21 protein-coding genes and 1 pseudogene are annotated in these 26,537 nt (G+C 59.8%); 5 read left to right on the top strand and 17 right to left on the bottom strand.

What is annotated here, in order from left to right; genetic code table 11:
- Positions 1-94: 94 nt before the first annotated feature.
- From BUS42_RS33925 to tnpC, 4 genes are all read left to right on the top strand, one after another.
- On the top strand, positions 95-1,891 hold the full coding sequence (locus BUS42_RS33925) for a hypothetical protein (protein WP_159452328.1): 1,797 nt from the start codon (positions 95-97) through the stop codon (positions 1,889-1,891).
- A gap of 451 nt (positions 1,892-2,342) precedes the next feature.
- Positions 2,343-2,681: an IS66 family insertion sequence element accessory protein TnpA gene (gene tnpA / locus BUS42_RS33930; protein WP_074306291.1), complete on the top strand. Its 339-nt coding sequence runs from the start codon at positions 2,343-2,345 to the stop codon at positions 2,679-2,681.
- Positions 2,675-3,043 carry an IS66 family insertion sequence element accessory protein TnpB gene (gene tnpB, locus BUS42_RS33935; RefSeq protein WP_074306290.1) on the top strand — a complete coding sequence of 123 codons (369 nt, stop codon included), beginning with the start codon at positions 2,675-2,677 and terminating at the stop codon, positions 3,041-3,043. Before tnpA ends, tnpB begins: the two co-directional genes overlap by 7 nt.
- Before the next feature lie 72 nt (positions 3,044-3,115).
- Complete coding sequence (gene tnpC, locus BUS42_RS33940; RefSeq protein ID WP_074306289.1) at positions 3,116-4,774, top strand: IS66 family transposase; 1,659 nt, start codon at positions 3,116-3,118, stop codon at positions 4,772-4,774.
- Positions 4,775-4,953: 179 nt separating this feature from the next.
- On the opposite strand, the pseudogene BUS42_RS46770 reads toward tnpC, so the two are convergent.
- From BUS42_RS46770 to nth, 5 genes and pseudogenes are all read right to left on the bottom strand, one after another.
- Positions 4,954-5,418: pseudogene (locus BUS42_RS46770) on the bottom strand (hypothetical protein); the annotation flags it as partial.
- A 233-nt stretch (positions 5,419-5,651) separates the two neighbouring features.
- Positions 5,652-6,737: an O-methyltransferase gene (locus BUS42_RS33950; protein ID WP_143206606.1), complete on the bottom strand. Its 1,086-nt coding sequence runs from the start codon at positions 6,735-6,737 to the stop codon at positions 5,652-5,654.
- Positions 6,734-8,224 carry an ATP-binding protein gene (locus BUS42_RS33955; protein ID WP_083670960.1) on the bottom strand — a complete coding sequence of 497 codons (1,491 nt, stop codon included), beginning with the start codon at positions 8,222-8,224 and terminating at the stop codon, positions 6,734-6,736. Before BUS42_RS33955 ends, BUS42_RS33950 begins: the two co-directional genes overlap by 4 nt.
- Positions 8,225-8,259: 35 nt before the next feature.
- Positions 8,260-9,390, bottom strand: coding sequence for a DNA cytosine methyltransferase (locus BUS42_RS33960; RefSeq protein WP_074314522.1), 1,131 nt, complete (start codon positions 9,388-9,390; stop codon positions 8,260-8,262).
- Entirely contained in the window at positions 9,387-10,097 is a 711-nt protein-coding gene (nth, locus tag BUS42_RS46775) for an endonuclease III domain-containing protein (protein WP_074314534.1), read from the bottom strand. Before nth ends, BUS42_RS33960 begins: the two co-directional genes overlap by 4 nt.
- Before the next feature lie 631 nt (positions 10,098-10,728).
- Here nth and BUS42_RS43940 point away from each other — a divergent pair.
- Complete coding sequence (locus BUS42_RS43940) at positions 10,729-10,992, top strand: HNH endonuclease (protein ID WP_254054031.1); 264 nt, start codon at positions 10,729-10,731, stop codon at positions 10,990-10,992.
- A 557-nt stretch (positions 10,993-11,549) separates the two neighbouring features.
- On the opposite strand, the gene BUS42_RS33980 is transcribed toward BUS42_RS43940, so the two are convergent.
- From BUS42_RS33980 to nuoD, 12 genes are all read right to left on the bottom strand, one after another.
- Positions 11,550-12,347 carry an ankyrin repeat domain-containing protein gene (locus BUS42_RS33980; RefSeq protein WP_074315679.1) on the bottom strand — a complete coding sequence of 266 codons (798 nt, stop codon included), beginning with the start codon at positions 12,345-12,347 and terminating at the stop codon, positions 11,550-11,552.
- A gap of 339 nt (positions 12,348-12,686) precedes the next feature.
- On the bottom strand, positions 12,687-14,255 hold the full coding sequence (locus BUS42_RS33985; protein ID WP_074314540.1) for an NADH-quinone oxidoreductase subunit N: 1,569 nt from the start codon (positions 14,253-14,255) through the stop codon (positions 12,687-12,689).
- Positions 14,255-15,928, bottom strand: coding sequence for a complex I subunit 4 family protein (locus tag BUS42_RS33990; protein ID WP_074314542.1), 1,674 nt, complete (start codon positions 15,926-15,928; stop codon positions 14,255-14,257). Before BUS42_RS33990 ends, BUS42_RS33985 begins: the two co-directional genes overlap by 1 nt.
- A 41-nt stretch (positions 15,929-15,969) precedes the next feature.
- Entirely contained in the window at positions 15,970-18,012 is a 2,043-nt protein-coding gene (gene nuoL, locus BUS42_RS33995; protein ID WP_074314544.1) for an NADH-quinone oxidoreductase subunit L, read from the bottom strand.
- A 70-nt stretch (positions 18,013-18,082) separates the two neighbouring features.
- Positions 18,083-18,556, bottom strand: a complete 474-nt coding sequence (nuoK, locus tag BUS42_RS34000; RefSeq protein WP_074314546.1) for an NADH-quinone oxidoreductase subunit NuoK — start codon at positions 18,554-18,556, stop codon at positions 18,083-18,085.
- Between the two features lie 61 nt (positions 18,557-18,617).
- The gene (locus BUS42_RS34005; RefSeq protein ID WP_074314548.1) at positions 18,618-19,466 is read right to left on the bottom strand and encodes an NADH-quinone oxidoreductase subunit J family protein; all 849 of its coding nucleotides are present in this window, start codon (positions 19,464-19,466) and stop codon (positions 18,618-18,620) included.
- A gap of 33 nt (positions 19,467-19,499) precedes the next feature.
- Complete coding sequence (locus tag BUS42_RS34010) at positions 19,500-20,087, bottom strand: NuoI/complex I 23 kDa subunit family protein (protein ID WP_074314550.1); 588 nt, start codon at positions 20,085-20,087, stop codon at positions 19,500-19,502.
- A gap of 85 nt (positions 20,088-20,172) precedes the next feature.
- Positions 20,173-21,219: an NADH-quinone oxidoreductase subunit NuoH gene (nuoH, locus tag BUS42_RS34015; protein ID WP_074314552.1), complete on the bottom strand. Its 1,047-nt coding sequence runs from the start codon at positions 21,217-21,219 to the stop codon at positions 20,173-20,175.
- Between the two features lie 180 nt (positions 21,220-21,399).
- Complete coding sequence (locus BUS42_RS34020; RefSeq protein WP_074314554.1) at positions 21,400-23,172, bottom strand: NADH-quinone oxidoreductase subunit G; 1,773 nt, start codon at positions 23,170-23,172, stop codon at positions 21,400-21,402.
- Positions 23,173-23,281: 109 nt separating this feature from the next.
- Positions 23,282-24,670, bottom strand: a complete 1,389-nt coding sequence (nuoF, locus tag BUS42_RS34025; RefSeq protein ID WP_074314556.1) for an NADH-quinone oxidoreductase subunit NuoF — start codon at positions 24,668-24,670, stop codon at positions 23,282-23,284.
- A gap of 61 nt (positions 24,671-24,731) precedes the next feature.
- Entirely contained in the window at positions 24,732-25,250 is a 519-nt protein-coding gene (locus tag BUS42_RS34030; protein ID WP_074314558.1) for an NADH-quinone oxidoreductase subunit NuoE family protein, read from the bottom strand.
- A 64-nt stretch (positions 25,251-25,314) separates the two neighbouring features.
- Positions 25,315-26,535, bottom strand: coding sequence for an NADH dehydrogenase (quinone) subunit D (gene nuoD, locus BUS42_RS34035; RefSeq protein ID WP_074314560.1), 1,221 nt, complete (start codon positions 26,533-26,535; stop codon positions 25,315-25,317).
- Between the last annotated feature and the right edge of the window lie 2 nt (positions 26,536-26,537).

Raw genomic sequence — 26,537 nt, forward strand, 5'->3', positions numbered from 1 at the left:
GCGGGCCATGCCCAAGACCGGCTCCAAGAAATTTGACGGCAAACGCATTTCAGGACCCGGCCCCAGTGGTCCGCCGGAAGTTGAAGGGACATATTTGGATCAGGCCGGACCGGCGAAGGGCCGGGGCAATCGTCCGAACGAGGGCGGTCCGGCCCAAGGCCGAGGCACTCCTTCCCACGCGGGCGGTCCTCCCAAAGGTCGGAAGTTCCAATCCAATGGCGGCGGTCCGGGCCAAGGGCAAGGGCAAGGGCGTGGCCCCTCTCACTCCAACAATGCCGGCCCCGCGCGTGGTCGAAACGTCCCGTCCAATGGCGGCGGTCCGGGCAAAGGCAAGGGCCGGGGCAATTTCCCCGCCAACGATGTCGGTCCGGCCCGAAGCCCGAACTTTTTCACGAACAACGCCGGCCCGCCCCAAGGTCGGGGTGGTTACGCCCAAGCACCGGGCCCGGCCCGAGGCAAAGGTCGGAGCAATCGCTCCAATGATCGAGGTCCGGCGCCCGGTCCGAGCCGGCCGCCGCACGAAGCCGGCCCCCTGAGAGGTCGGACCGATCGTCCGCACCAGATCGGAGCCGCGCTCCACGACGTTCCCCACATCGCCTCGATCGACACCCTGGCTCAGGCGGCGATCCTGATCGCCACCCGGGTCGAGCGGGAGGTGTGGAGGGATCGCAAGCGGGCCGACCGACTGCTCGGGGCCTTGCTTCGACCTCGACGCGATCTAGCGCCGCCCGACCATCGCTTTATCAGTCAGTGTGCGTTCGCCCTGTTGCGTTGGGGAGGCTGGCTGGAACCGCTCGGGCTGGTCCAGCCGGAGGAGCGGCTGCTCTACGCCTGGCTACTCGATTCGCCCACCGTGCACCCCGCCTGCCGCGTCTGGGCTCGAAACTTGCGCCGCGACCCGGCCCGGCTGGTGGCACTGGGCGACGCTCCAAATTGGACGACACGTTCCGAGGGGTTCAAGCGATTACTCGACGGTCGGGCCGTCACGGCCGACCCCTGGCGTCTCTTCCCCCCTTGGCTTCGCGAAAACCTGCCACTCCCTCCGGGTGGAGGGTCGCCGAAGACTCGATTCGTTGAGTTTCTGCTCGCCTTGCAGAAACGGCCCTCGCTCTGGGTGCGGGTCCAAGGGGCCGACGAATCGGCGATCTGGTCCGAATTGACGGCCAGCGGCATCAAGCCCTGGATTCATCGCCGGCTCACGGTCTCGGCCAAGCTCGATGCCGACTCGGACGTCCACCACCTGCCCGCGTTCACTCGCGGCCAACTCGAAATCCAGGACCTCGCCTCGCAGGCCGTGGGTCTGGTCTGTGACCCCGACCCGGGCGAGCGTTGGTGGGACGCCTGCGCAGGGGCCGGTGGCAAATCGCTCCACCTCGCCTCACTGATGAAGGGGAAAGGGCTCGTCGTCGCCACAGACGTCAACGCGGCTCGGCTCAAGGAAGCGATTCGTCGCGCCCGCCGTAGCCCGTTCCGCAACTTGACGACCAAAGCGTGGGACGGGCGGTACGTGCCCGGCAAAGCCAAGAGCTTTGACGGCGTGCTCGTCGACGCTCCTTGCTCGGCAATTGGCACCTGGCGGCGGAACCCCGATGCGCGCTGGTCGATCGACCGGCAAGCGATCACGCGACTCGCCGAAACCCAGGCCCACCTGCTCCACATCGCGTCCGGCGGAGTCCGTCCGGGGGGCACGCTCGTCTACTCGGTCTGCACGGTGACGCCCGCCGAAACGACCGAGGTGGTGCGGAACTTCCTCCAGTCCCACCCCCAGTTCAAGCTCGATCCGTTCCCCCATCCCTTGATGGAAACCACCACCAACGGAATGACCTTGATCTGGCCGCAGGACGCCGACACCGACGCCATGTTCATCGCGCGGATGATCCTCACCACGTGAGAGGCGAGGCCCAGGGTGATCGCTATCGCGGTGTCCAGCCGATTGGCTCTGGGCCTCGCGATGCGACCACCCGCCGTGGGCCCGCCTCGCTTCGGCGACCTTTCTCACCAGGGGCGCAAGCCCCGGATATTTCACGGATCTGACAGGTTTTGATTTTTTTATCCAATCCCCCACCCTATGCAAATACGGCTGGGGGATTGCTTCGGATCGCAGCCCGGGTCGAACTGAGTGTCCGTCCGGTGAACCATCGCGATAAGCGGTGCGGAGCGGCCGCGATGATGAAACGATCCCTTGTTTCCATCGCGGGGGCTCGACCATGGGGTAGGTCCGGCGGTAGGTGTCCGATGGACGCACACGAAGTTCAGCCGCCACCAACAAAACGGTGTGCGTCCGGTGAACCCCTTCTTGTGGCCCATGCTACGATCGGAGCATGGCCGAAAGGGGGTGAACGATGGGCCGAGTGGCAGGATCGAGAAACGGGCGGGAGCCGTACTGGCGGCTGGTTCTGGCCCGGTGGAAGCGGAGTGGACTGTCGGTCCGGGCGTTCTGCCTGGCCGAGGGCGTGAGTGCGCCGTCGTTTTATTGGTGGCGGAGGGAACTTCAGCGGCGCGACCAGCCCAAGCCCGCGTTTCTTCCTGTGCATGTGCTCGCCGACAAGGCTGAGTCGCCCGCCGGGAGCATCGAGGTCGTACTGGCCAACGGACGCTGCTTGCGGGTCGGGGCCGGGTTCGACCCCCAGACCCTCGTGCAAGTCGTTGAACTGCTCGAAGCCGGAGGACGGTCATGGTGAGCTTGGCTCCGACCGTCCGGATCTGGCTCGCGGCGCAGCCGGTCGATCTGCGAAAATCGTTCGACAGTTTGGCGGCCCTGGTCCGCGAAGGGCTCCAGGGCGATCCGCTCTCGGGAGACGTCTTCGTCTTCCGCAACAAGGCCGCCGATCGCATCAAGCTCTTGATCTGGGAAGAGGACGGATACGCGATCTGGTACAAGCGATTGGAAGCCGGCACCTTCCGCTTTCCGCCGACTCTGGAGGCTCAGCCACGCCTCGAGGTCCGCGCCGCGGACCTCGTCATGCTCCTCGAAGGGATCGACCTCTCGAGCGTGAAACGCGGCAAACGCTATCACCGACCCGTCCCCAGAGCCACGGTGTGAGTCCCCGGCCGGCCGCGGTGTTTTTCCGAAGAATCATCGAATAATATAAGGACCTCATACGTCTAAGAGGGCATGAGCGCAGACGCCCGCCCCATCACCCCTGAGACCCCTGCCGATCCCACGGCGACGTTGCCCAGTGACCCCGCCTTCCTCCAGCAGATGATCATCGAACTGCTCGCCGCCCTCCGCGACACACGGCGTCAGAACGAGGAATTGCAGCATCGCCTTGACCTCCTCTTGCGGCGGATCTACGGCCCACGCACCGAACGCTTCGACCCCAATCAGCCGCTGCTCATCCCCGACGCCTTCGAGCCGCTCGCCCCGGAACCGGAACCCGCGGCCACCGGCGACGCGGTCCCACCCGAGTCCGAACCGGGAGCGACCCCCGCGAAGAAGGCACGCCCCCACGGCCGCAGGCCCTTGCCCAAGGACCTCCGCCGCGAGCCTCGGGTCTATGAGTTGACCGAAGCCGAACGCCGCTGTCCGCAATGCGGCGAGACCCGGGCCCAGATCAGCGCCGAACGCAGCGAGCAGCTCGACTACGTGCCGGCGACCCTGTTCGTGGTCGAGCACGTGCGCTGCATTTACGCCTGCCCGCACTGCGAAGGTCAAGTCGTCACCGCCGGCAAGCCAGCCCAGCCGATCTCCAAGGGCTTGCCTGGACCGGGATTGCTCGCTCATGTGATCACGGAAAAGTATGCCGATCATATTCCGCTCCATCGCCAGGAACGCCGCCTGGCCCGGCAAGGGGTGGAGCTGTCACGCTCAACCCTCTGCGACTGGATGGCCGGCGCCGCCCAAACTCTCAAGCCGCTCTACGACCTGATGAAGACATTGATCCTGTTGTGCGGCACGATTCACACCGACGACACCTCGGTGAAGCTGCGGGACTCGGAGCGAAAGATTAAGGCCTTGGCCCGGCTCTGGATCTACTTCGGCGATTATCTTTATCCTTACAATGTTTTTGATTTCACGAGGAGCCGCAAGCGAGACGGTCCGAGTCTGTTTCTCAAGGGTTTTCGCGGTTATTTGCAGGCTGATGCCTTCAGCGGCTACGACGGCATCTACGCGGGCGGCAACGTCGTGGAGGTGGGTTGCAACGCCCACGCCCGCCGCAAGTTCGTCGAGGCGCAGAAGACGGACCTGGCGCGAGCGAGTACGGCCCTGGCCTACTACCGCCAGCTCTACGCGATCGAGAAGGAGATCAAAGCGGAGCTCGCCAAGCTGCCCGAGGACGCCGACGAGCCGACGCGGGCCGCGATTCGGCTGCGGGTCCGCCAGGAGCGGGCGGTGTCAGTTTGGGAGCGCCTCGAGAAGTGGCTGAAGGAGGAGCGACCGCAGGTGCTCCCCAAGAGTCCGATGGGAGGCGCAATCGGTTACATGGAGAACCACTGGGAGGCGTTGAAACGGTACACCAGCTCGGGCTACCTTTCGATCGACAACAACGTAGCCGAGCAACACATGAAAACGATTGCGACTGGACGAAAGAATTGGCTTTTCACCGGCAGTGAGACCGGCGGGAAGACGATGGCTGTGTTATTCAGCGTGGTGTCGAGTTGCCAGCGTCACGGTCATGACCCGTTCGTCTACTTGCGTGACGTGCTGTCCCGGTTGCCGACCCTTCCCAAAGAGAATCTGGCCGACCTTCTCCCCGATCGTTGGTCGCCTCCCCAAGTCGCCGATCCTCCGGCGACCCCAGAGGGTCCCATCGCCGACGGTTCCCCGAGCTGACAACGGCTCCCGCCGGCACTCGAAACGCGGCACGCTCCCACCGCGGAGTTCGGGCCAGGCTCGACACGGGTTGAAGAGCGCGTCGCGTCTGCTGACGCCGGATCATGACACCGCGTGGGGTTCCAACCGACGGTCACCAAATTGGCCAAGGCCCCTCGGCCAATTGCCAAGGGGGACGTGGTCCGCCGGACGCACACATAAAACGACGGCACGCTCACGCCCTCAGCCAGACAGAACGCCCGGACCGACAGTCCACCCGGCTTCCACCGGGCCAGTACCAGTCGCCAGTACGGCACCCGCGGCCCTTGCCCGATCCTGCCACTCGGCCCATAGTTCACCCCCTTTCGGCCATGCACCGATCGTAGCATGGGCCGCAAGAAGGGGTTCACCGGACTCACACAAACGCGGCGCGCTCCCACCGTGGTGTTCGGGCCAGGCTCGACACGGGTTCGAGAGCGCGTCGCGTCTGCTGACGCCGGATCATGACACCGCGCAGGGTTCCGACCGACGGTCACCAAACTGGCCGAGGCCCCTCGGCCAGTTGCCAAGGGGGACGTGGTCCGCCGGACGCACACGCATCGGTCGCTGTCGTATCCGGATCGTCCGTGGTATCCGGGGAAGGAGGAGCCGTCGTACGCGGACATCTTGGGGGCGTTGCGGCGGGAGAGCTGGCGCGCTCAATTCGCGGGTGTGGATTGGGAGGGGGAGGGTGAGGAAACCCCGCTTGCGCAGCTTATCGAGTTCGTCAGCCGCGCGGCCTGATCCACGTCCTGGGGCGGCGATCGCCGCCTACGGAAGCGTCGATGTGCCTCGAAATCGTCCCATCGAATGCGGGCGACGTGTTCATCGTCCGCATGCCAGATCTGCGAAACCCGAACTAAATGGCCACGTGGAAAAAGTTTGGATAATATCTATAAAACTTCCAGTACATTTTTAAGGTCTCCTCTGTCAGGTCTTCCTCGTCGTCACCAACGCGAAATGGCAGCGACTTCAGGACTTTAGCAAAATCACCCTTGTATCGCTTCAGGTCATCATGGATTTGATGCCGTTCCTTAATCGACAGATCGGGGATATATATTTGGCGCACATCCTGCCAGTCATTCGCTCGAAACGCCCACCGATTGAGGCCCGATTGCCTGTTGAACACATCAAGGACAGCTCGAGCAGGGTCTTCACCCTGTTGTGCACCGTGTGAGGTTGACTCCAGGGATTCGTACGGTAGAACGATACAGGAAACTGTCAGCATATCATGATAGCCATCGTTATAAACAAAAGCGGCAAGCGGCTCGATGAAGGTCGAGCGATCACTCTCATTGCCATTCAAGGCAGCTCTACCTACTGCGTCTGAAAGGATGTTTGGAAAGACAAGGGAGTTGAGGTCATCTGGGGTCAGTTTTTCGTCCAAAAAATCCCCAATTTGCCCTTTCAGTTTGGAAAACTGTTTTTCCATAAAAGACATATTTTTTGTTTGCTGGTTCAATCTGTCTGTGGTGTTTTCCTGGCCTAAAGTCCTAAGGCTTGCGTTTAATGTAATCTTGGCAATATCGTATGCCCTTAACTTCGAAATCAAGGTAGAGAATTCCGATAGTTGCCGTCCACGTTCGCTGGCTTTAGCATAGTCCAACCACACGATGACGCTTGCGTCTTTGTACTCCTCAATGTAATCGTCGAAGGTTTCAACTAGATCACCGCTCGTCATCAATCTGCAATCGATCAGATCCAAGGGGCAATTGAAATCTTGACGCCCGAGAGTGACTGCATCGATCTCAATGGACATCATTTTGTGAAGATTTAGTCTGCTGTGAACAAGTTTGAAGTCTTCAAGTAGACGTCCGCCCATTGAAATATAAACAGAATTTTGGAGATCAGTGATTTTTCCAGTATGGGTGAGCAATTCTATGAATAATTGTCTTTCGACATATTTATTGGGTCTGACCTGATATGGTACTTTCGCTCCGCTCATCGCTTAAGTCCTTTCAGAACGTGATCGAAGCAGTGGCTTCCGATGTCGGCAGGATCGACTTCGACATTATCGAAAATCGCCGTGGCGATCTTTCTGACTTCTGCTCTGGGTTTTACGAAGCTAATGCGAACGTCGACTCTATCTTGCTTAGGAAGTGGCAGAGAAGGGGTGAAGACTTTGCCTTCATGGGGTTTGCGTACGGTCGTCATTTTAGACTCAGGCAACCCCAATGCGATATCTAGGGCCTTTGATGGCGCGGTTTGGCTGAAGAATTCATTGCTCTCCCTTTCCCGGCCTTTCCATTTGTTCGTGAATTGAGTGAAGAACTTCAATCCATCCATCATTCGCTCGCGCACCTGTAGGTACACGTTCGAGGAAGCATCGATTCCACGTTTGGTTGTTGTTAGAGGTAGTTTCTCTGAATTCTTGCTGCGAAACGATACTACGCCAGCGATCGCGATAAACTGTCCGTGGTATTGGGGCAACCCGTTGAGTCCCCATCCTGTAACGGACGACTTATCTGCATGCAGAACGATCCTATCATTGCAGATTATCGTCCATCCTGCATGGTCCTTAGACCTCTGGCGTCCTCCCCCCTCGTTTAGTTCCTCGTCTAGTTCTTTTTCGGATTTTAATTGGCGATAGAACCCAACGCTCAAATGAACAACCACACCATCAATAACTCCCTTGAAAACGTACGGATGGATTCCTTCGACTTTGGGCGATTTCACTTTTGGGTCTTCATTTATTCCCAGATTCGTAGCCAAGAGCCTTAGATCCACTGGCTTGATAATTTTTCCATTGAGCTCGACTTCGAAACCCTTTTCGATAATGAGAGCAAAGAAATAAGCGATTCTCCCGGTGAGTCTTTCGAGAAACGGATCTCGTTTCTCGTCGAACTTCTGACTGATGGACTCGTACAAGTCTTGCACACGGATCAGTGTCCCTGGGCCGTCATTCAGGCCGTCTTTCACATCAACAAGATCGAGAGCCCACGAGTTATCATCTTTCATCCAATCAGAAGTTATTTCTACCTTGAAGGAGCCTTCATTTTTTGTGTGAGAGAGCACAGTTGAAGATTGCCCCATCTTGAAAATGGCCCTTTTCATGCCAATTCCATACATGCCAATGCTTTCGATGTCGTTGTCTCTCTCGTCTCGACGACCCAGCATGAACGCGCTTTTTTTGGCGATATCACGATCGATCCCTCCACAATTGTCCTTGATCTCGAACCGGTCGGGTCTCGCTGTGATAGTCGCCTTGAATCCTTTGTAGGGTCGATCTTTCGGCCGTTCTTCCTTTTTAGAGCTTTCTTTTTGGGAACGAAGTATGCCGTCAATACAATTGTCCAATAGATCGAGGATCGCATCTTCAAGCTCTATGTCTCGTGTGAGCATTCTAACGAAAAACTGCTTGGTCGGCCCAGCTTGAATTTCACCAACCCCTTTGATTGATTTGGCTACGGCCTGTTTGTCTTTCGCCATCATTGATCCTCACCACCTAGAAAACCGAGAAGTTCAGGTCAAAGCAGCTTTGCAATCTCTTTGGCGACGCTTCTCGCAAGAAGCGGAGGCACAGCATTACCGATCTGTCTGAAGCCGTGCCATTTCGTGACGTGGAATTGATACCAATCTGGGAAAGAATGGAGCCTGGCTCCTTCCCGCACGGTGATGCAACGAGGGGATGTCGGATGGATTGGTCTTGCAGCAGTAAATGCGCCTTGCGGCCTGAGCGTCCCTGCGCGGAGAGCTCGGGATACCCCATCTTTTTTCAAACGATAGAGTCGGCTAACACTCTCGCATGTTCCTGGTTCGGTCGCCGAGAACCGCTTAACAATCTCTGGACCGTGCAACACTCTTGAGCATCCGGTTAAGAACCCTAAGGGATACCTGTCCGTTAGAGATTTGTCCTCGTGATCCCGTTCCTCGGACCTAAGTATCCGCGCATAGTTACTAGGCGTTTTAAGCTTTCCATGAAAGGTATCCGTGTTTATTGGTTCCTCGGAGCGCTCGACGTGCGGAAGGTCACCAATCGCTTCCCAGACCGTCGTTTTTGGGACTTTCCCCACAGAAGAGTTCCCATGCCTGGGATCGGGATAGTCGGGCAACGGCAAGCCCTTGAGGCCACCCATTATGAATACTCGCCTTCGCTGTTGTGGTACGCCGTAGTCGCTCGCATCGATTACCCTAATCGGCGTTACGATCGAGTATCCTGCCCCCTCTAAGCTCTTCAGGCAATCGTTCAGAATATGGCTCGTCCTGCCGAAAAGTAAGCCCCTAACGTTTTCCAGGACGAAATAGTCCGGTCGCAACTCGTCGACGAGCCTAGCGAAGTGAACGAGGAGAAGGTTCCTCGGATCCTCAGCGCGGCTCCTGCCGATCTCCGAGAATCCCTGGCAAGGGGGGCCTCCGAACAGCACATCGATTTTTACGCCCTCCAGCCCTGCGAGCAATCTAAGTCCCTTGCCAGTCGCCGTACCTAGGTCTGCTCTATGAACGCTACTTGAAGGATGATTGATTTTATAAGTCTCTACATTGATAGGATCGTTATCGAACGAGGCAACGACGTCGAATCCCGCCTGCTCGAATCCTACCGACATTCCACCTGCACCACAGAACAAGTCGACTGCGATGGGACGCTGTTTTTTCTTCATTTCGTGGTCTTACGGAAAGCACAATGTCTATTCACGGGGCACAGATCGCACGCAGGATTCAAGGGGCGGCAGAGCGACCGTCCGTGCTCGATGCAGTCAACATGGAAGGCGAATCGCCTTTCCGGAGGGACCAACGCCTCCAGCTCTTCGTGGCACTGGTCCGCTCGCTTCCTCGACGTCCAGCCGATTCGTTTTGAGACCCTGTGGACGTGGGCATCCACAGGAAGCACGGCCGCGTCCATCGTAAATAACATAGCACACTTCGCCACTTTAGTCGAAACTCCCGGTAGAGACTTCAGATACGCCTCGATCTCCGAAGGCATTCTGACCTTCAAAGCCGCCAAATCGCACGCACCAAAATCTCGGGATATCGCCGCAAGCAACGCGCGGATTTGAAGGGACTTGATCTCGCTCAGCCCTCCAGGTCTCAAGATTTCTCGCAACTGACCGACGCTCGAGCGGAGTAGCTCGTCCCAACTCTCGAACCCCTGCTTCAATTGCACGTACAATCGCTTCGATACGATCGAGGAGGTCTTGTTCGAGAGAATAATGTAAATCAGGTCGTCGAGGGGATCCTCGGGGTTACCCAACCGCGGCCGCCCATAAGCGATCTCTAATGCATCGCAAACTGCTTCGACCGTAGCCTCGCGTTCGATGGTCGGCAACGTCCAGATCGTTCCCGTCCTGTGAATGCTCGATTTCGTCACTTTCAACGCATCCCTCAGCTATGAGGTTTTTGATGCAGGATCGAACTCAATTGGCCAAAATCGCCACGGTCCAAGACCTCCTGCGGGTCGGCCCGCTCGCCGTCGGCGCCGTCTATCGAAAGGCGGACCTGTACAAACGCTTCGGAGGCAATCGTTACACGGGGATCGCGCCAGCGTCCGCGAGCCGGTCGTCTTGCTTTTCCACACGAAAGAGCCGAGACGTTAATATTATAGGGACGAGCTCGACGAGCAAGGCGTCTACTGATACAGCGGTGAGGGAACTGCCGGGGTTATGAGGTGGAACTCGACGAATCGGGCGATCCGCGATCATCTTCCACGAGGTACGGATCTCCTCCTCTTCGTCCGTACACGGCAGGAAGGCAGATTGTGGCGATTTTCCGGGGCGATGGTCTGCATCGGCTTTAAGTCCGAGCGCCGTCCCGACATCGCGGGCAAATTGCGGGACGCCATCGTCTTTGGCTTGTTGCCGCTCGAAACATTTCCGAGGTGCGTCGCATCTGCGGTGGACCCCACAGCTTACGGACCCACGTCGGAACCGCGAACGGACGCACCGCTCGATGGCCCGGAGGCTTCTTCTGTACAGGCGACTAGGAGAGTCTTCGTGCGTGAGATGATCGTCCGGGATCAGGCTCTACGCCACTCGCACGGTACATGCGAATCGTGCGGCAACTCCGCCCCTTTTACGAGACCATCGGGAGAGCCTTATCTCGAAGTGCACCACATCGACCGCCTGGCCGACGGCGGGCCGGATCGAATCGACCGCGTCGCGGCGATCTGTCCCAATTGCCATGCCCGCTGCTACTATAACGCCGATTCGGCATCTTTTAACAACGCACTGCGGCAGAATATTCAGTCGAAGGCACAAGTCGGGTGAGAGAAGACGACATTCGGCACTCGCCTCCAATCCATCCTCAAGACTTACGTTGATGTCCACCCGATGAGTTCAGGACTAAGGAACGAGACGCAAACAACTTCCCGATTGACGTTTCGAGACGCCGAGTGCACCCAGATCGCTTACTCCGCTTCGCTACGTGCGCGGCTCGGATTAACAAGTGGCGGTTGACTTCGGCGATGCGCCGCGTTTGAACCGAGCCGCGCACGTAGCGCAGCGGAGTAAGCAGTTCCCGATTGACGTTTCGAGACCCCAAGCGAAACCAGATCGGTTAGGCGGCGCCCGGTATTAACGACGTGGCGAGGCACGTCCGCGAATCGTTCTGAAATCAGGAAGATATTTACGTCCTGTTCCTTAGACAAGCCAAGATCGGCCATGTCCCGACAGTCCACTCTGAGTCCACCGGGCCAGAACCTGCCGCCAGTACGGCTCCCGGCTCTTGCCCAATCCTACCATTCGGTCCAGAGTCCTCCCCCTGTCGGCCATGCACCGATCGTAGCATGAGCCGCAAGAAGGGGTTCACCGGACGTACACCGAACTTACGGGTCTTCGAGTTGCGAAAGAATCCGAATCACTTCCTGATGGTCGCCCTCAAGTGCGACTCGATCGGCACTCGCGCGATACTGCTCGGCGATGTCGAGCTTCACGGACTCGGATTTCAGCATCTCAATTTGATCGGCCGGTAGATCGAGATCCGCGAACAGTTCGTTGGGATCGATGCGGAAGTCTTCTGACTTTAAGTATTCAAGGACTTGAGGATTTGCACCTCGCGCGGCGTCCTGGGCCTTCTCGAGCGGGGTGTAATTATGCACGGAGTCCCGCAACCTGGGATCGGCTCCGTATTCAAGAAGGAGTCCCACGACTGCGGGATGACCCATGGCGGCGGCCTCCATCAGTGGGGTTTCACACCCATCGATTTCGATCCGCTGGTTGACTCGCGCTCCCGCCTCGAGGAGCAAGCGTGCTTTATCGACGTGTCCTCGCACGGCCGCCAGATGCAAGGGAGTCCATCCATTGGTCCCCGTGCGGTGGATGTCGGCGCCGCCGTCAACGAGCGTCTTGACCATCTGTAACGAGGTGTCGGCGTTGGACTCGATAGCCGTCAGGAGACAGGTGTAACCATCATCGACTTCCACATTCGGATCCGCTCCTTGCTGGAGCATCCATTCCACGAGACCGACTTGAAGAAACTCGATCGCGGTTTGAAGTGGGGTGTTTCGAAAGTGGTCGCGTGATTTGAGGTAGCCGGGATCCGTCATGACGCGTTGCATGACGACCGCGACGTCCTCGCGGCGTAAGGCATCAGAAGTCCAGGTATCATCGGGCTTGTGGTTCACGCTCATCCTTCCCAACGGTGATCCAGCGCACTCAAGTTGACAGAACCCTTGGAGCCTCCAGCTCACTTCACGGGGCAACGAGGGAAGTCTGTGCGACTTAGGTTCGCGATTCGGCAGCCGGCAACCGTCGAATCCCGTAGCCGTCCGGCATGACGATGCCATGGGCCCCACAACCGCTATTCCCCCGGATGATCCGCCGGCTCCCGTAAAAAGCAAGAGACCTGGGAATGACAAGTTCCGAATTGGAACCTGTAAATCCCAGGTCTCGTGATTCTCTGTGTGTCCAGTCAACCGGTTACCATCGGGGACGGATGGCTGGCCACTCACACTCCGAATCCGTCACTTCACCAAAGCGATCGGTGCCGTGCCCGGCTCAGGGAGTTCCCCCGCGGCGACGGTTGCCTCGCGAGTGGCTCGGACGAGCGGAGCCGGCAGCAAGCCGAGGAGCAGCGAGAGAACCGCACAGGCTCCTACCGCCACCAGAGTCGGCCATGCGATCCGATGGTTGATCGGTGTGGAGGGTGCCGGCCGAAGGTACATCAAGACGACGATTCGCAGGTAGTAGTAAGCACCCACGGCGGCGTTCAACATCCCGATGACGGCAAGCCACCAGAGCATGGAGGAAGTCGAGCCGGACGCGGCATCGAGCACCGACATGAAGATGGCGAACTTGCCGTAGAAACCCGCCAGAGGCGGAATGCCGGCGAGGCTGAACAGACAGACGGCCATCGCAAGCGCGATCACCGGATGGGTTTGTGCGAGTCCCGACAGGTCGTTCACATTTTCAATCGGCCGTTCGGGCGTGCTGAGCGCAATGATCACGCCGAATGCCCCCAGCGTCATCAAGGCGTAGGCAACCAGGTAGATAAGCACGCCCTGGAGACCGAAAAAGGCCGGGGTCGACCCCGCGGTATATGTGAAGGCAACGGTCGTTCCCACGAGCAAGTAGCCGGCGTGAGCGATCGAGGAATACGCGAGCAGTCGTTTCAGGTTGTCCTGCAAGAGGGCGACCGTGTTCCCCAGCGTCATCGTCGCGACCGCCATGATCCAGCCCAGGGCGACGGCTCGGTCGATCGTAATGAAACCGGGGCCGCCCGCCGAGACAACCGAGGTGAGCACCCGCGCCATCGCCAGGAACCCGATCGCTTTGGGAACCCAGGCGAGCAGCGCCGTGATCACCGTCGGTGAGCCCTGATAGACGTCGGGAGCATAGAAGTGGAACGGCACGGCGGCCACCCGGAAGCCGAGACCGGCCATGATGAACACCAGGGCGATCAGCATCAGGTTCGGGTTCACCACCGCACTCATGTGCTGCGTGATGTAAGCCAGGGCCTTGAGGTTGCTCACACCGGTCAGGCCGTAGAGGAAGGCAAGGCCGTAGAGCAGCAGGGCCGACGAGAAGAGGCTCAGGAAGAAGTACTTGGTGGCCGCTTCCTGGGTACCCGCGTTGCGTCGGGAGAGATAGAGGAGCAGATACGTCGGCATGCTCACCAGTTCGAGTCCAACGAACAGGAAGATCAGCTCGTTGGACGCGGCGACGAGCATTGAGCCGGCGTTAATCATCAAGAAGGCGCCGAAGAACTCGGGAGCTCGGGCATCATCGACCTGGTCATGAGCCAGGGCCAACACGATGAAACCGGCGAGGATCAACACGAGCCGTGCGTTGTACGAGAACGCATCGTTCAGCGCGATCGCCGAGTAAACGTCGATCGTCTGGTGCCGAAGCCCAAACAAGATCAGCAGGGCGGCCAGCATGGTTCCGGTGGCGATCCCACACCAGAGGCGTCTGGGAAAGCGAACAAACGCCCCGGCCGTCATCATCACCGTCGCCACGAGCAGGATGAGGAGTTCCGGCACGAGGATCAACAGCGTCTGCCGGGCGATCTCTAAGGAGCTGGGAGGAAGCATCAACGGCTGCCCCTGGTGGGAGTGTAGGAAATCGAGTGAGGAACCGGCTTCGTCACAAGGCGACTCGGTTCGGACTTGGTGGCGAGTGCGGGCTTCGCCGCCCCCTCGCTCAAGCTCGGGAACCGAGCGGCGATCGGCGCAACCGCGGGATTGATTCGTTCCAGGAACGGACGAGGGTAAAGGCCGATCCAGACGACCAGGACCATCAGGGGGGTCAGTCCGGCGATCTCATGCCAGGCGACAGGCCGAATCACGTGCGGTTGATGCGCATCATCACCGTGCGGCTCATGGAGCGGCCCGAAGATGACCCGCTGAAGCATCAGGAGCAGGTAGTAGGCCCCGAGGATCATCCCGGTCGCCGCGAATACCGTCGTTCGAGGACTCTTGGCGAACATGCCCACCAAGATCGGAAACTCGCCGACGAATCCGTTCAAACCGGGGACCGCGGCCGAGCCGAGCGAGGAAAGGATCAAGAAGAAGGCGAGCAGCGGCAACCGCTCCCAGAGGCCACCAAGCTCCGACATCTCACGCGTGTGATAGCGCTCATAGATCATGCCGACGCATGCAAACAAGGCCCCCGTCGTGATCCCGTGATTGACCATCTGGATCACCGCCCCTTCGATCCCGGTCGCATTGAGCGAGAACAGGCCGAGGGCGATGAATCCCATGTGGCTCACTGAGCTATACGCCACCAGTCGTTTGATGTCGGTTTGTGCCAGGGCAACCAGGGCTCCGTAGATGATGCCGACCACCGCCAAAAAGGCGAGCAGAGGAAAGAGAACCTGGGCGCCAATCGGCGTCATGCTCAGGTTGAACCGGAGCAAGCCGTAGGTACCGACCTTGAGCAACACACCTGCCAGCAAGATCGAACCTGCCGCCGGAGCCTCGACGTGGGCCAAGGGGAGCCAGGTGTGGAACGGGAACAGCGGAACCTTGATCGCGAATCCGGCGAACAAGAGCAGGAAGATCAAGACCTGCGGGCTGGCCGACCAGGGTGCGGTGACTTGCCAACCGGCCCAGTCCAACGCCGCCAGGCCTCGGGTCAACTCGGGGATCGAGAAGGTCAAGGTGTGCGAGGGCGAATGCTGGTAGTGGATCACCACCAGGGCGATCACGCCCAGCAGCGTCAGCAAGCTTCCCGCGAGCGTGTAGAGAAAGAACGTGACCGCAGCTTGCCGCCGCTCCGAGCCACCCCAGATCCCGATCAGAAAGAAGAGCGGGATCAGGGAGAACTCGAAGAAGATGTAGAACAAGATCACGTCGAGACTGGCGAACAGGCCGAGCAGCCCCGCCTCAAGCGCGAGTAGAAACGCGTAGTGGGTCGGTGCCCGATCCGTCACCGACTCCCAGGAGGCGAAGACGGCGGGCAGCATCAGCACCGTCGTCAAGACGAACAGGAGCAGGCTCAGGCCGTCGAGGCCGAAGGAGAACCGGATGTCCGGCGACCCCAACCAGCTCAGTCCGTAAGGACCTCCGGGAGCGCCGTACGCGAATTGCGGCTCGATCACTCCCGGCTTGAAGGCGAAGAGCAAGATCAGGGCCGGCAGGATCGTCAACACCACGGTCGCCAGCGCGACCAATCTCGCGGTCTTGACGTCCATTCGCGGCGACAGAAAGAGGACCGCACTCCCCAGTAAGGGGAGGAAGGCCGTGATCACCAGCAGGGTCGCCATCACATCAGTCCTCGTCGCCCATCAAAATTGAGCAAAAATCTTTACTTGAGCAACAACAAGACCCAGAGCAGGCCCGCAACACCCAGCGCGGTCACCGCTGCATAGTACTGGATCAAGCCGTTCTGCAAGGGAGCCAGCACCTCTCGGCCGAGCAGCCGAGGCATCCAGGCGGTGCCACGAACCAGCGCTCCGTGAAGGAACCATTCGTCGAGGAACGCACTGATCGACGCGATCATCCGCAACGGACGAATGAACAGCATGTCATAGAGTTCATCAACATAGAATTTGTTGCAAGACGCCTTGTAGAGCGGCTTCAGGCTCTGAGCGATCCGAGCCGGATACGGACTCGGCTTCGCATAGAGCAAGTAGCTCACAACCAAGCCGATAATCCCGACCAGGGTTCCCACGAGCGGAGTTGAGACATCAAATTTGTGAGGATGCTCGGGATGCCCGAGGCTCTCGAATGCGAAGGTTCGCATAATATGATGTTCAAACAATCCCGTCGGACCGAACAGCAGGCCGACCACCAAGGCGCACCCGGCGAGGCCGATCAAGGGATAGGTCATGACCGGAGGCGACTCATGTCCGAAATGCGAGTCGTGCCCGTCACCGTGGCCGTGTCCATGCCCCGCGTCGTGGCCGTGAGCGTCAAGGCCCGAGCCATGAGCGGCATCAGCGACTTCGGCTTCAGGATCATCGGGGCTGGGAAGCTTCTCCGGACCAAAGAAGGTCATGAAGAAGGCCCGACCTGTGTAAAACGCGGTCATCATGGCCGTGAAAACGGCCATCCAGTAAATCAACCCGTAGATATTTGCCGATCCGCCATGCCCAACGTGCGACGCCTCTTTCAAGGCGGCAAGGATTTCATCCTTGCTGAAGAAGCCGGCGAACGGAGGAATCCCGGACAGGGCCAGGCCGCCGATCGCGAACGTCCAGCAGGTGATCGGCATCCGGTGACGAAGGCCGCGGAATCGTCTCATGTCGATGACCCCGCCCATCGAGTGCATGACGCTACCCGAGGCGAGGAACAAAAGGGCCTTGAAGAAGGCGTGAGTGAACAGGTGGAACATCGCGGCGAAGACGGCGAGCTCCGCGACCGTGCCAACGCCTGCTCCCAAGCCCATGAACATGTAGCCGAGCTGGCTCACGGTCGAGTAGGCCATCACGCGTTTGAGATCGGTCTGAGTCACCGCGATCGAGGCCGACAGGAGCGCGGTGAGACAGCCGATCGAGCAGATCAACAACTGAACGTTGGGTGCCAGGGCGATCAAAGGGGTTGAACGTGCGATCAAGTAGACGCCCGCCGTCACCATTGTCGCGGCATGGATGAGGGCCGAGACCGGGGTCGGGCCTTCCATCGCGTCGGGAAGCCAGACGTAGAGCGGCACCTGGGCACTCTTGGCGGTCGCTGCCCAGAAGAGCAACAAAGCGATCCCTTCGATCGTTCCTTGCGGCAGTCCGGCCAGAGTGGACGCACTCAAGACATTGCCGTAGCTCAGGTCATGGTTGGGAACCACGGTCCAGAGCCAGAACAAGGCGATGGCGAACCCAAAGTCACCGACCCGATTGACGAGGAACGCCTTCTTCGCCGCCGCGGCCGCCTCCGGCTTGGCGTACCAGAATCCAACCAACAGATAACTACAAGTTCCCACGCCTTCCCAGAAGACATAAGTCAAGACGTAGTTATTCGAGAGCACGAGGCCGGTCATCGAGAAGACGAACAGTCCCACACAGGCGAAGAACCGAGGGTACCCCGGATCTCCGGCCATGTAGCCCGACGCATAGACGGCCACCAAGGTCGACACGAAGGTGACCATGGAGAGCATCATCGTCGTCAGGCCGTCGACCCGGAACTCGATCGGCACGTTCAGGTTGCTGAACTCGAGCCACCGGTAGACGGTAATGACTTTATCGGGCCCGGCGGAAAACAAGAGGCCGAGCGAAACGAAGAAGGCGAGAAAAATGCCGGCAACCACCGGCAAATGCGCCTTCTCTCGCAGTTCTCGCCCAAAGGCAGCCGCGATCAACGCCCCGAGAAGGGGGAAGAACGGCACAAGCCAGGCGTTGTTCACCAGCAGATTCACAGCGGCGCTCCCATCATCAGTCTCACTCGTCGGGCGTGGCAATCACGTCGATCGAACGGCTCTGTGCTTCTCAGTTTCGTCGTTCCATCCAGGGCGAGCGCGGGTGCGCCGGCTCGACTCCGGACGGGATCAGGTGCGGATACGATTCAGGACCAGGGATCGCCTCCGCCGGCTCCGCGGTCAATTCTTCGGACGAGACCAAGGCAAGTGGCTGACCCGGTTCGCGAATGTCTTGCCAGAGGGTCACGTCGAGCGAAGATCGGCGGTTGTACAAGACCAGGATCAAGGCCAACGCGATCGACGCTTCGCAGGCAGCGACCGTCAGGATCACGATCGTGAAGACCTGCCCTGTCCAGTTGCCGTGATAGCGACCGAAGCCGACCAAAGTCAGCGCCGTACCTTGGAGCATCATCTCAGCCGAGAGAAACATCAGGATCAGGTTGCGCCGGGAGAGGAAGCCGAGCATCCCCAAAGCCATCAGCGCGGACCCAACCAGCAGAAAATTCCGCAAGATCTCATAACTGAAATCATCGGGAGGCGGCATGTCGAAGCTCACTTCCTCTCGTGTCTGACCAAGTTGAACCGAAGCGATCCCAGAGGTCCGCTTAGAGGTTTGCCGTGGTGGCGACCTGACGGTCTCCGGGGCGGATCGGCGGCTTCGGCGGCGCGATCGACAAGGCGGCGATCAGGGCGACAAATAAGAGGGCACCGGCCAATTCGACGGTGACCAGATTGTCGGTGTAGAGCGTTTCTCCCAGCCCGGCCACGTGCGGCTTGACCAGCCCGTCCTTATCGCGCAGTTGCGAGGTGCTTCGCGACGCCCGATCGAGGACCGCCCCGACCTTCGGATTCGCGAGCGCGAGGTCGCCGGTGCGAACGAGTCGAGGCTCTGCGCCGTTCTTGATCCCCTCCGGGGAGACCGAGGGAGGTCGAACGGTGAACAGCGAGTAGAGCAACGCCCAGAAGAGCAAGAAGCAGGTCAGCGTGGCGCGGAACGGCGATCGAGCGGACCGGTCGTACAGCGCCCGCCCTTCCATCTGCGCCAACATGATGACAAAGAGGAAGGTGACGATGATCGCCCCGGCATACACGATCACGGTTCCGGCGGCGAGGAACTGCGCCCCCTCGAGCAAAAAGAGCCCCGAGGTCGAGAGCACGACAGCCGCAAACCAGAGGGCGCTGTAGATCGGATTTCGCGATGTGATCGTCAACAGGGCTCCCGCCAGCGCGGTGAAGCTGAACAGGTAGAAGAAGACCCCGGACAGGAACGGCCCTGGCGGCGTCCAGAAGAGGGCGAACAGGAGGAGGGCCAACGCGGTCAGCCCTCCTCCCACCGCTTGCATCCGTCTGGGCTTCGTCGTCCCGAACTTGTGGGGTAGCAACAAGTAAGTGCCGACGGCCCCGAGAACCACCACCACGGCCGCCAGCGTCAGATCGTTTGCCTGTGTGTTCACAGCAGCAAGTTCCCTTGTCGGTACGGTACAGGCTTAGGAAAGAGGCTGGGTCGGCTGCGCGGGTGCCCCCGGCGGCACGGAAGTTGGCCCCTTGCCGAACCGCATCGGTTCGGCATCCTTGGTCATGTCGAAGACCGAGAGGAGTTTGGCCTTGTCGAAAATCATTTGTTCACGCGAAAGGCCGGTCAGGTCATAGAGGCCGGTCAATTCGATCGCCTCGACCGGGCACGCCTCTTCGCACATGCCGCAGTAGATACAGCGGAGCTCGTCGATCACGAAGCTTTCGCAGTACTTCTCACGGTCAGGCCAGGTTTCGGGAGCCGTGGCGCCGATGATGTCGATGCAATGTGCGGGGCAGGCCGTCGCACAGAGCATACAGGCCACGCACTTGACTCGCCCCTGCTCGTCCTTGTTGAGACGGTGGACGCCTCGATAGTTCGGGCTCGGGACGTGCTGCTCTTCCGGATACTGAACCGTGATCGCCTTGTTGAAGAAGGCAACGCCCGCCATGTGCCGAGCGGTGACGGCCAATCCGGCGACGATCTGGGGGAGGTAAGTCCTCTCCATCAGGTTCAGCTTCGGAGGCGTCAGTCGCTTCAAACTCGGGTCATCGGCACGCACGCGTAACACTCCTCAACGAAACAAGTCGATCGAAAAATAAAACGGCCCACAAGTCGTCGGACGAGCCCGACCCCAACGGCTCCGATCAATAGCGTGACATCACAAGCTGAACGATGGCAGCCGTGGCCACGAGGTTAATCAGGGACAGGGGGATCAACGACTTCCAGGCCAGATCCATCAGCGTGTCGTAGCGAAACCGGGGCAGGGTCCAACGCACCCACATCATGAAGAAGATCATCAAGCCGACCTTGCCGATCATGATGAAGCACTTCACCAAGGACCAGAAGAAGCCGACCTGTTCCTGACTCGTCACGAAGGGCAAGTCCCAGCCGCCGAAGAAGAGGATGATCGTCAGGTAGCTCACGGTGATCACGTTGAGGTATTCACCGAGGAAGAACATCCCGAACTTCATTGCGGAATACTCAGTGTGGAACCCGCCGACCAACTCCTGTTCGCTCTCGGGCAAGTCAAACGGCAATCGGTTCGTTTCGGCGAAGGCACTGATCAGGAAGAGGAGGCAGCCGAGCGGCTGAACCACCACGCCCCAAACATGCTTGTCCTGCCAGTTGATGATCGTGTTGAGGTCGAGCGAGCCGGCGATCAGGACGATTCCAAGGATCGACAACCCGAGCGGAATCTCATAACTGATCAACTGAGCACTCGATCGCAGGCCACCGAGGAACGAGTACTTGTTGTTCGATGACCAGCCCGCCAAGATCACCCCGTACACGCCAAGACTGCCGACAGCGAAGATGTAGAGGATGCCGATGTCGATGCCAGGCGCAAGTTGGAACTGGATCGGATTTCCCGGTCCGACTCCGCCGAACGGAACGACCGCGAACGAGATGGTCGCCGCGAAGATCGCGATCATCGGCGCGAGGATGAAGACCGGTTTGTTGACGTAAGAGGGGACCATGTCCTCTTTGAGAAGCATCTTGGCACCGTCGACCAAGGGCTGCAGCAGCGCAAACGGGATCCCGAATTCACGGCCCGCGCGATTCGGGCCGATCCGGTCCTGCGCATAGGCCGCGATCTTCCGCTCGGCGAGGATGAGGTAAGCGACCGCCCCTTGGGAGATCCCCACCACCATGCCGATCTTGATCAACGTCCCCACGACCAGCCAAAACGTCATTGATCCATTTCCTCGATCAGGAGCATGCCGGAATCATCGACCACCAGTATCTTAACGGCTTAACAGGTCGCGGAGGTCTCTCAGTGTCTCCGCCTTCGTGAACCGTGCACTTCCGCTCGACGCCCGACGTGAGGAGAATCCTCGAGACCAAGCGGCCTCGAGGTCCTCGACGCCGAAGTTTTAGGCGTCCTTCCCCCCGTTGAGGCTCGGCTCGTTCGGGCGGTCCCCATTGAGACCCCGTCGCTGCATCCAGGGATCACGAAACGGGACGCCAGCGCCAACCGGGGCGGTTGACTCGAGAACCACCCCAAAGGGAGCGACTCGCCCTCCCTCGGCGACCGCAAAGGCCGGCACAATTCCGGCCAGCTCGGCAAGGATTCCTCGGGAGTCGACCGGCCCCGTGGAGCGGCCAATCAAAATCGCCAGGACGTCAAGGTCGGGCAACGACCCATCACGGGGCGGCAGAGAGGCTTCCGCATATTGCAGCCGGCCGTCGGCGTTGACGTAGCTCCCTGCCTTCTCGGCAAAGGTGGCACCCGCCAGCACAACGTCGGCCGCTTGCGCCAGCTCCGTCACGTGCGTGTCCTGCACGACCAGGAACTCAACCTTCGGCCTCAGCTTCCTGACGTCGTCCTCGGTGAACGCCGGGTCGATCGCGTCGGAGACGACGAAGAGGCCGCGGAATTCTCCATTGGCCGCACGTCCCGAAATCGAGGCGAAGTCGATGACCTCACCCTGGAAGTGCTCGAGGATCGCTTCCACGCCACGACGGTTCGGGCACTTTTCCGAGTGGATCGTAAACGGTCGGGGGATCACGAAACTGGTGTCGCCCGTTCGACCCTTTTGCTGGTCAGGCTCAAACGTGCGATCCACGCCGGAGCGGGGCACCGGTCCCAGTGCCAGAACGTTGGCGGAGTTCAGGCCCTTGAGGTACGTGGCCAGCAAGTAGGCTTCTTCCACCGTCAGGAACGGCGAGAGGATCCCCGCCACCAAGCCGCCCGATTCGGTGATCCGCACCAGGCCCTGGCCAGCGTTCTTGAGCGCTTGATCGATCGTGGCCGGTTTAAGATCCCCTTGCTGGCGGACGTACATCGCACTCAGCAGCGCGGGATCGTTTGCTTCTTTGTAGCTATACCGACCTTCGTCGCAGATCCAGTAGTCGTTGACGTCGGGATTGAATCGGGGTTTGTATCGCCAGAGTTGCCCGCGATTCTCCTCGGCACTGACGTTGCAGCCGGTGGAGCAACGCGTGCAGATCGAGTCATGCTTCGCGAGGAACCAGACGCGTTGTTTGTGGAGGAAATCCTTGTCGAGCAACGCGCCGACCGGGCAGATATCGACAACATTTCCCGCCAACGGATTGTCGAGCGGATATTCGGGGAAGACGCCGATCTCGGCATGGTTCCCCCGCCTCATCACCTGCAGTTCGCCGGTCTGGGTGATCTCCCGAGTGAACCGGACGCACCGCGTGCACATGATGCACCGGTCCTGATTCAGTTGAATCAGGTCGGAGACTTCCTTGCGCGGGTTGACCGTGCGCTCTTCGACGAAGCGATGGTTGGACTGACCATACTCATAGCTATAGTCTTGGAGCCCGCACTCTCCCGCCTGGTCGCAGACCGGGCAGTCGAGCGGGTGGTTGATCAGGAGGTATTCCATGATCATCCGCTGATGCTCTTTGACCTTGGGGCTATCGGTCACGAGCACGGTCGTGTCTTTGGCCGGGGTCTGGCAGGCCGGGACGAGCTTCGGGATCATCTTGATCTCGCCCGTCTTCGGATCCTTGTTCCCAACTTCGATTTCGCACATCCGACAGTTGGCCACGACGGAGAGCGCGGGGTGCCAACAGTAATAGGGGATGTCGACTCCGACGCGGGAAGCCATCTGAATCGCGTTGAGCTTCTCCCCTTCGGGGATTTCGTGCTCTTGGCCGTTGATGAAGATCGTCGCCATCGGGATCCTTGAGTCTAGTTGAGGGCGTGATGAACACGCCAATCGGCGAAGACTTTCGGCGTGTGAACCACGCCCAACAGTGACGTTCTCCGTCCCACTGCGATCTGAGTTAGACCGAGGGGAGCGACCGCATCGAACCGTTCGTCGATCCGTTCAAAATCGGCAGTAGGGGTTCGACCGACAATCCGTGAGCGATCCGCTCTTGAAGCGGTGTGGCCGCGTATTTCGGATTTTGATGGGTCTTGATGTAATCCTCGAACTCACCTCGGAACTTCGCCAGCACGTTCTTGACCGGCCAGGCCGCGCCATCGGCCAGGCCGCAGATCGTGGTGCCTGGGATAATCCCCAGGTTATTGGCCATATTGACCAAGATGTCGAGGTCTTCGGAGCGTCCTCCGCCCGCCTTGATCCGCTTCAACGTCTTGTACATCCAGGCGGTGCCCTCGCGGCACGGCGTGCACTGACCGCAGCTCTCATGAGCGAAGAACCGGGCACAGTTGTAGAGATAGTCGACCATGCTCGTATGGTCGTCCATCACCGTCACCGCGGCCGTTCCAAGCCCGAGGCAGCCCGGCTTGCGGAGCCCCTCGAAGTCGAGCGGCGTGTCGAGCTCTTCCGCCGAGAGCAGACCCATGCTGATCCCACCCGGAACGGCGGCCTTGGCTTTCCGGCCCTTCCAGACGCCTCCCGCGTGCTTGTCGATCAGCTCGCGGCAGGTGACGCCGAGAGGAAGTTCAACGCAGACCTGCTTGTTCACATGGCCCGAGACGCAATACAGTTTCGGGCCGTAGCTCTTGGGCGTGCCGATCGACTTGAACCAGTCGGCCCCCCGCTCAATGATGTGCGGGACGCAGCAGAGAGTCTCGATGTTGTTCACGACCGTCGGCTTGCGGAAGGCCCCTTCGATCGCCGGGAACGGCGGCTTGATTCGCGGCCAGCCCCGCTTGCCTTCGAGACTTTCGATCAGACCGGTCTCTTCGCCGCAGATATAAGCACCTGCGCCCCGATGGACCCAGATATCCAGGTCGAAACCCGAGCCGTAAATGTTCTTGCCGAGGTGACCCGCCGCTCGTGCTTCGGCGATCGCCTGCTCCATGATCCGGTAACCGTTGATGTATTCGAACCGGAGGTAGAGGTAAGCGGTCGTCGCCTTGGTGGCGAAGCAGGCGATCGAGATCCCTTCGATGAACTGGTGCGGGTCGTGCTCGATGAGGAGCCGGTTGTTGAATGTCGAGGGCTCGCTCTCATCGCCATTGATGCACATCAGAGTTTCTTTCCGATCTTTCGGAAGGAAACTCCACTTCAGGCCGCAGGGGAAACCGGCGCCTCCTCGGCCTCGCAGCTCCGAATCCTTGACGAGCGAGACGACCTGGTCAGGGTCCATCGTCGTCAGGGCCTTCCGCGCCGCCTGGTACCCCCCGCGCGACTCGTAAACTTTCAGCGTGCGACTATCGGGCACGTTCCAGTTGCGACTCAGGACGGGTTCAAACTCGGCCACGGCCTTAAACTCCTGCGAGCAATTCGAGACGAAGAACGTGCGTGCCGCACTCCGATGGGATTCAAGCGACGGGTTTCGGACCCGCCTTCAGATCGTCGAGCATCGTGTCCACTTTCTCGGTCGTCAACGGGCCGAAGATTCGCCCGTCATCGGCCAACGCGGCGGGTGCGAAGTCGCAAATTCCCAGACATTCGGCGAATTCCACCGTGAGCTTGCCGTCGGGCGTGGTCTGTCCCGGCTCAATGCCCAACTTATGGCAGGCGTGCTCGAGCATCTCCTCGCCGCCGGTCAGCATGCACGAGATCGAGCGGCAGACCCAGACCCGCACGTCGCCGATCGGCGCCTGGGGAAAGAATCCATAAAAGCTCATCGTGTCATGGACTTCGGCCGGTGTGATCTCGAGGATCTCGGCGATTTCGGCCATCGCCTGGAACGGGACACACCGAAAGTGCTCATGAACGATGTGGAGCGCGGGCAAGGTCACCGCGCGCTTGCTCGGATACCGCGGGATGAACGCCCGGATCTTCTCGCGGATTGGCTCCGAGAGCATCGTGATTTTGGCAATAGACTCGGCGGCCATCGATCCCATTCCTCAAACCCGGGGAGTCAGTCGGACGAGTGTGAAACCCGCACCCATTTGACGATCAGCGGTCCAGCTCGGCAGCGATGATATTGAGACTTCCCAAGATCGCCACCACATCCGCAAGCAAGTGATCTTTGATGATGTGGGGGAAGATCTGGAAATGGATGAACGAGGGGGGGCGCGTCCTTGTCCGCCAGGCCGTCTGGCTGCCGTCGGTGATCAGGTAGTAGCCGAGTTCGCCGTTAGGCGCTTCGACCGCGGCGTAGATTTCGTTCTTGGGCGACTCGAGGCCGCGATTGGGCATGATCAGCTCGAAGTGCTGGATCAGGCCTTCCATGCTGTTGTAGACCGAGCCCTTGTCGGGGAGCGGGAACTTCTCGGCGATCGGCACGTTGACCGGCCCGGTCGGCAGGCTTCCCAAGGCTTGGGTGATGATCCGGTGGCTCTGCCGCATTTCTTCCATGCGAACGAAGAACCGGGCGTAACAATCTCCCTCGGTCATGTACGGGACATCGAAATCGAAGTCGCGATAGGCCAGGTACGGCTGATCCTTGCGGAGGTCGAACGTCACCCCACTGGCGCGGGCGAGTGGCCCGGCGACCGAGAGGCTGATGGCGTCTTCCTTGGTCAGGACGCCGACGCCGCGCGTTCGTTCCAGGAAGATCTTGTTCCTGAAGAGGAGCTTTTCCATGTCCGCATAGACTTTGGGAAAGCTCTGGAGGACCGCTTGAACCTTGCGAATCACCCGATCATTGAAGTCGTGGAGTACCCCGCCAACCCGGGTGTAGCCCGGGTGGAACCGATAGCCCGACATCTCTTCATAGACGTCGTAGATCTGCTCGCGGAGATTGAACGCGAAGAGGAAGGCCGTGAATGCCCCAAGGTCGAGAGCGGCGGCTCCGGTGCAGAGCAAGTGATCGCTCAACCGGGCAAGCTCGCTGATGATGACCCGGATGTACTGGCAACGCTTCGTCAGTTCGATATCGAGCAGGGTCTCGACAGCATGGTGCCACGCCACTTCATTCATGGGCGGGCTGATGTAATTCTTGCGGTCGACAATCGTCACATACTGGTTGAAGTTCAGGTGTTCGCCGAGCTTCTCGAACCCTGAATGCAGGTAACCGATGTCGGGCGTCGCCTTCACGATCCGCTCACCATCCAATTCGAGGATGAGCCGAAGGGTCGTGTGCGTCGCGGGGTGCTGAGGCCCGAAGTTGAGGGTCCAAGTGAATTGCTTGGATTCCGCGGCAAGTTCGGGATCGTCGAGCAAGTTGGCCGGCATTG

It is taken from the genome of Singulisphaera sp. GP187, assembly GCF_900129635.1.
GTDB lineage: Bacteria > Planctomycetota > Planctomycetia > Isosphaerales > Isosphaeraceae > Singulisphaera.

What these genes read in the sequence shown, in the direction of transcription:
- tnpA (WP_074306291.1), top strand. Translation starts at nt 2,343, where the DNA reads ATGGGCCGAGTGGCAGGATCGAGAAACGGGCGGGAGCCGTACTGGCGG.
- tnpB (WP_074306290.1), top strand. Translation starts at nt 2,675, where the DNA reads ATGGTGAGCTTGGCTCCGACCGTCCGGATCTGGCTCGCGGCGCAGCCG.
- tnpC (WP_074306289.1), top strand. Translation starts at nt 3,116, where the DNA reads ATGAGCGCAGACGCCCGCCCCATCACCCCTGAGACCCCTGCCGATCCC.
- BUS42_RS33950 (WP_143206606.1), bottom strand. Translation starts at nt 6,737, where the DNA reads ATGAGCGGAGCGAAAGTACCATATCAGGTCAGACCCAATAAATATGTC.
- BUS42_RS33955 (WP_083670960.1), bottom strand. Translation starts at nt 8,224, where the DNA reads ATGATGGCGAAAGACAAACAGGCCGTAGCCAAATCAATCAAAGGGGTT.
- BUS42_RS33960 (WP_074314522.1), bottom strand. Translation starts at nt 9,390, where the DNA reads ATGAAGAAAAAACAGCGTCCCATCGCAGTCGACTTGTTCTGTGGTGCA.
- BUS42_RS43940 (WP_254054031.1), top strand. Translation starts at nt 10,729, where the DNA reads ATGATCGTCCGGGATCAGGCTCTACGCCACTCGCACGGTACATGCGAA.
- BUS42_RS33985 (WP_074314540.1), bottom strand. Translation starts at nt 14,255, where the DNA reads ATGCTTCCTCCCAGCTCCTTAGAGATCGCCCGGCAGACGCTGTTGATC.
- BUS42_RS33990 (WP_074314542.1), bottom strand. Translation starts at nt 15,928, where the DNA reads ATGGCGACCCTGCTGGTGATCACGGCCTTCCTCCCCTTACTGGGGAGT.
- nuoK (WP_074314546.1), bottom strand. Translation starts at nt 18,556, where the DNA reads ATGCCGCCTCCCGATGATTTCAGTTATGAGATCTTGCGGAATTTTCTG.
- nuoH (WP_074314552.1), bottom strand. Translation starts at nt 21,219, where the DNA reads ATGACGTTTTGGCTGGTCGTGGGGACGTTGATCAAGATCGGCATGGTG.
- BUS42_RS34020 (WP_074314554.1), bottom strand. Translation starts at nt 23,172, where the DNA reads ATGGCGACGATCTTCATCAACGGCCAAGAGCACGAAATCCCCGAAGGG.
- BUS42_RS34030 (WP_074314558.1), bottom strand. Translation starts at nt 25,250, where the DNA reads ATGGCCGCCGAGTCTATTGCCAAAATCACGATGCTCTCGGAGCCAATC.
- nuoD (WP_074314560.1), bottom strand. Translation starts at nt 26,535, where the DNA reads ATGCCGGCCAACTTGCTCGACGATCCCGAACTTGCCGCGGAATCCAAG.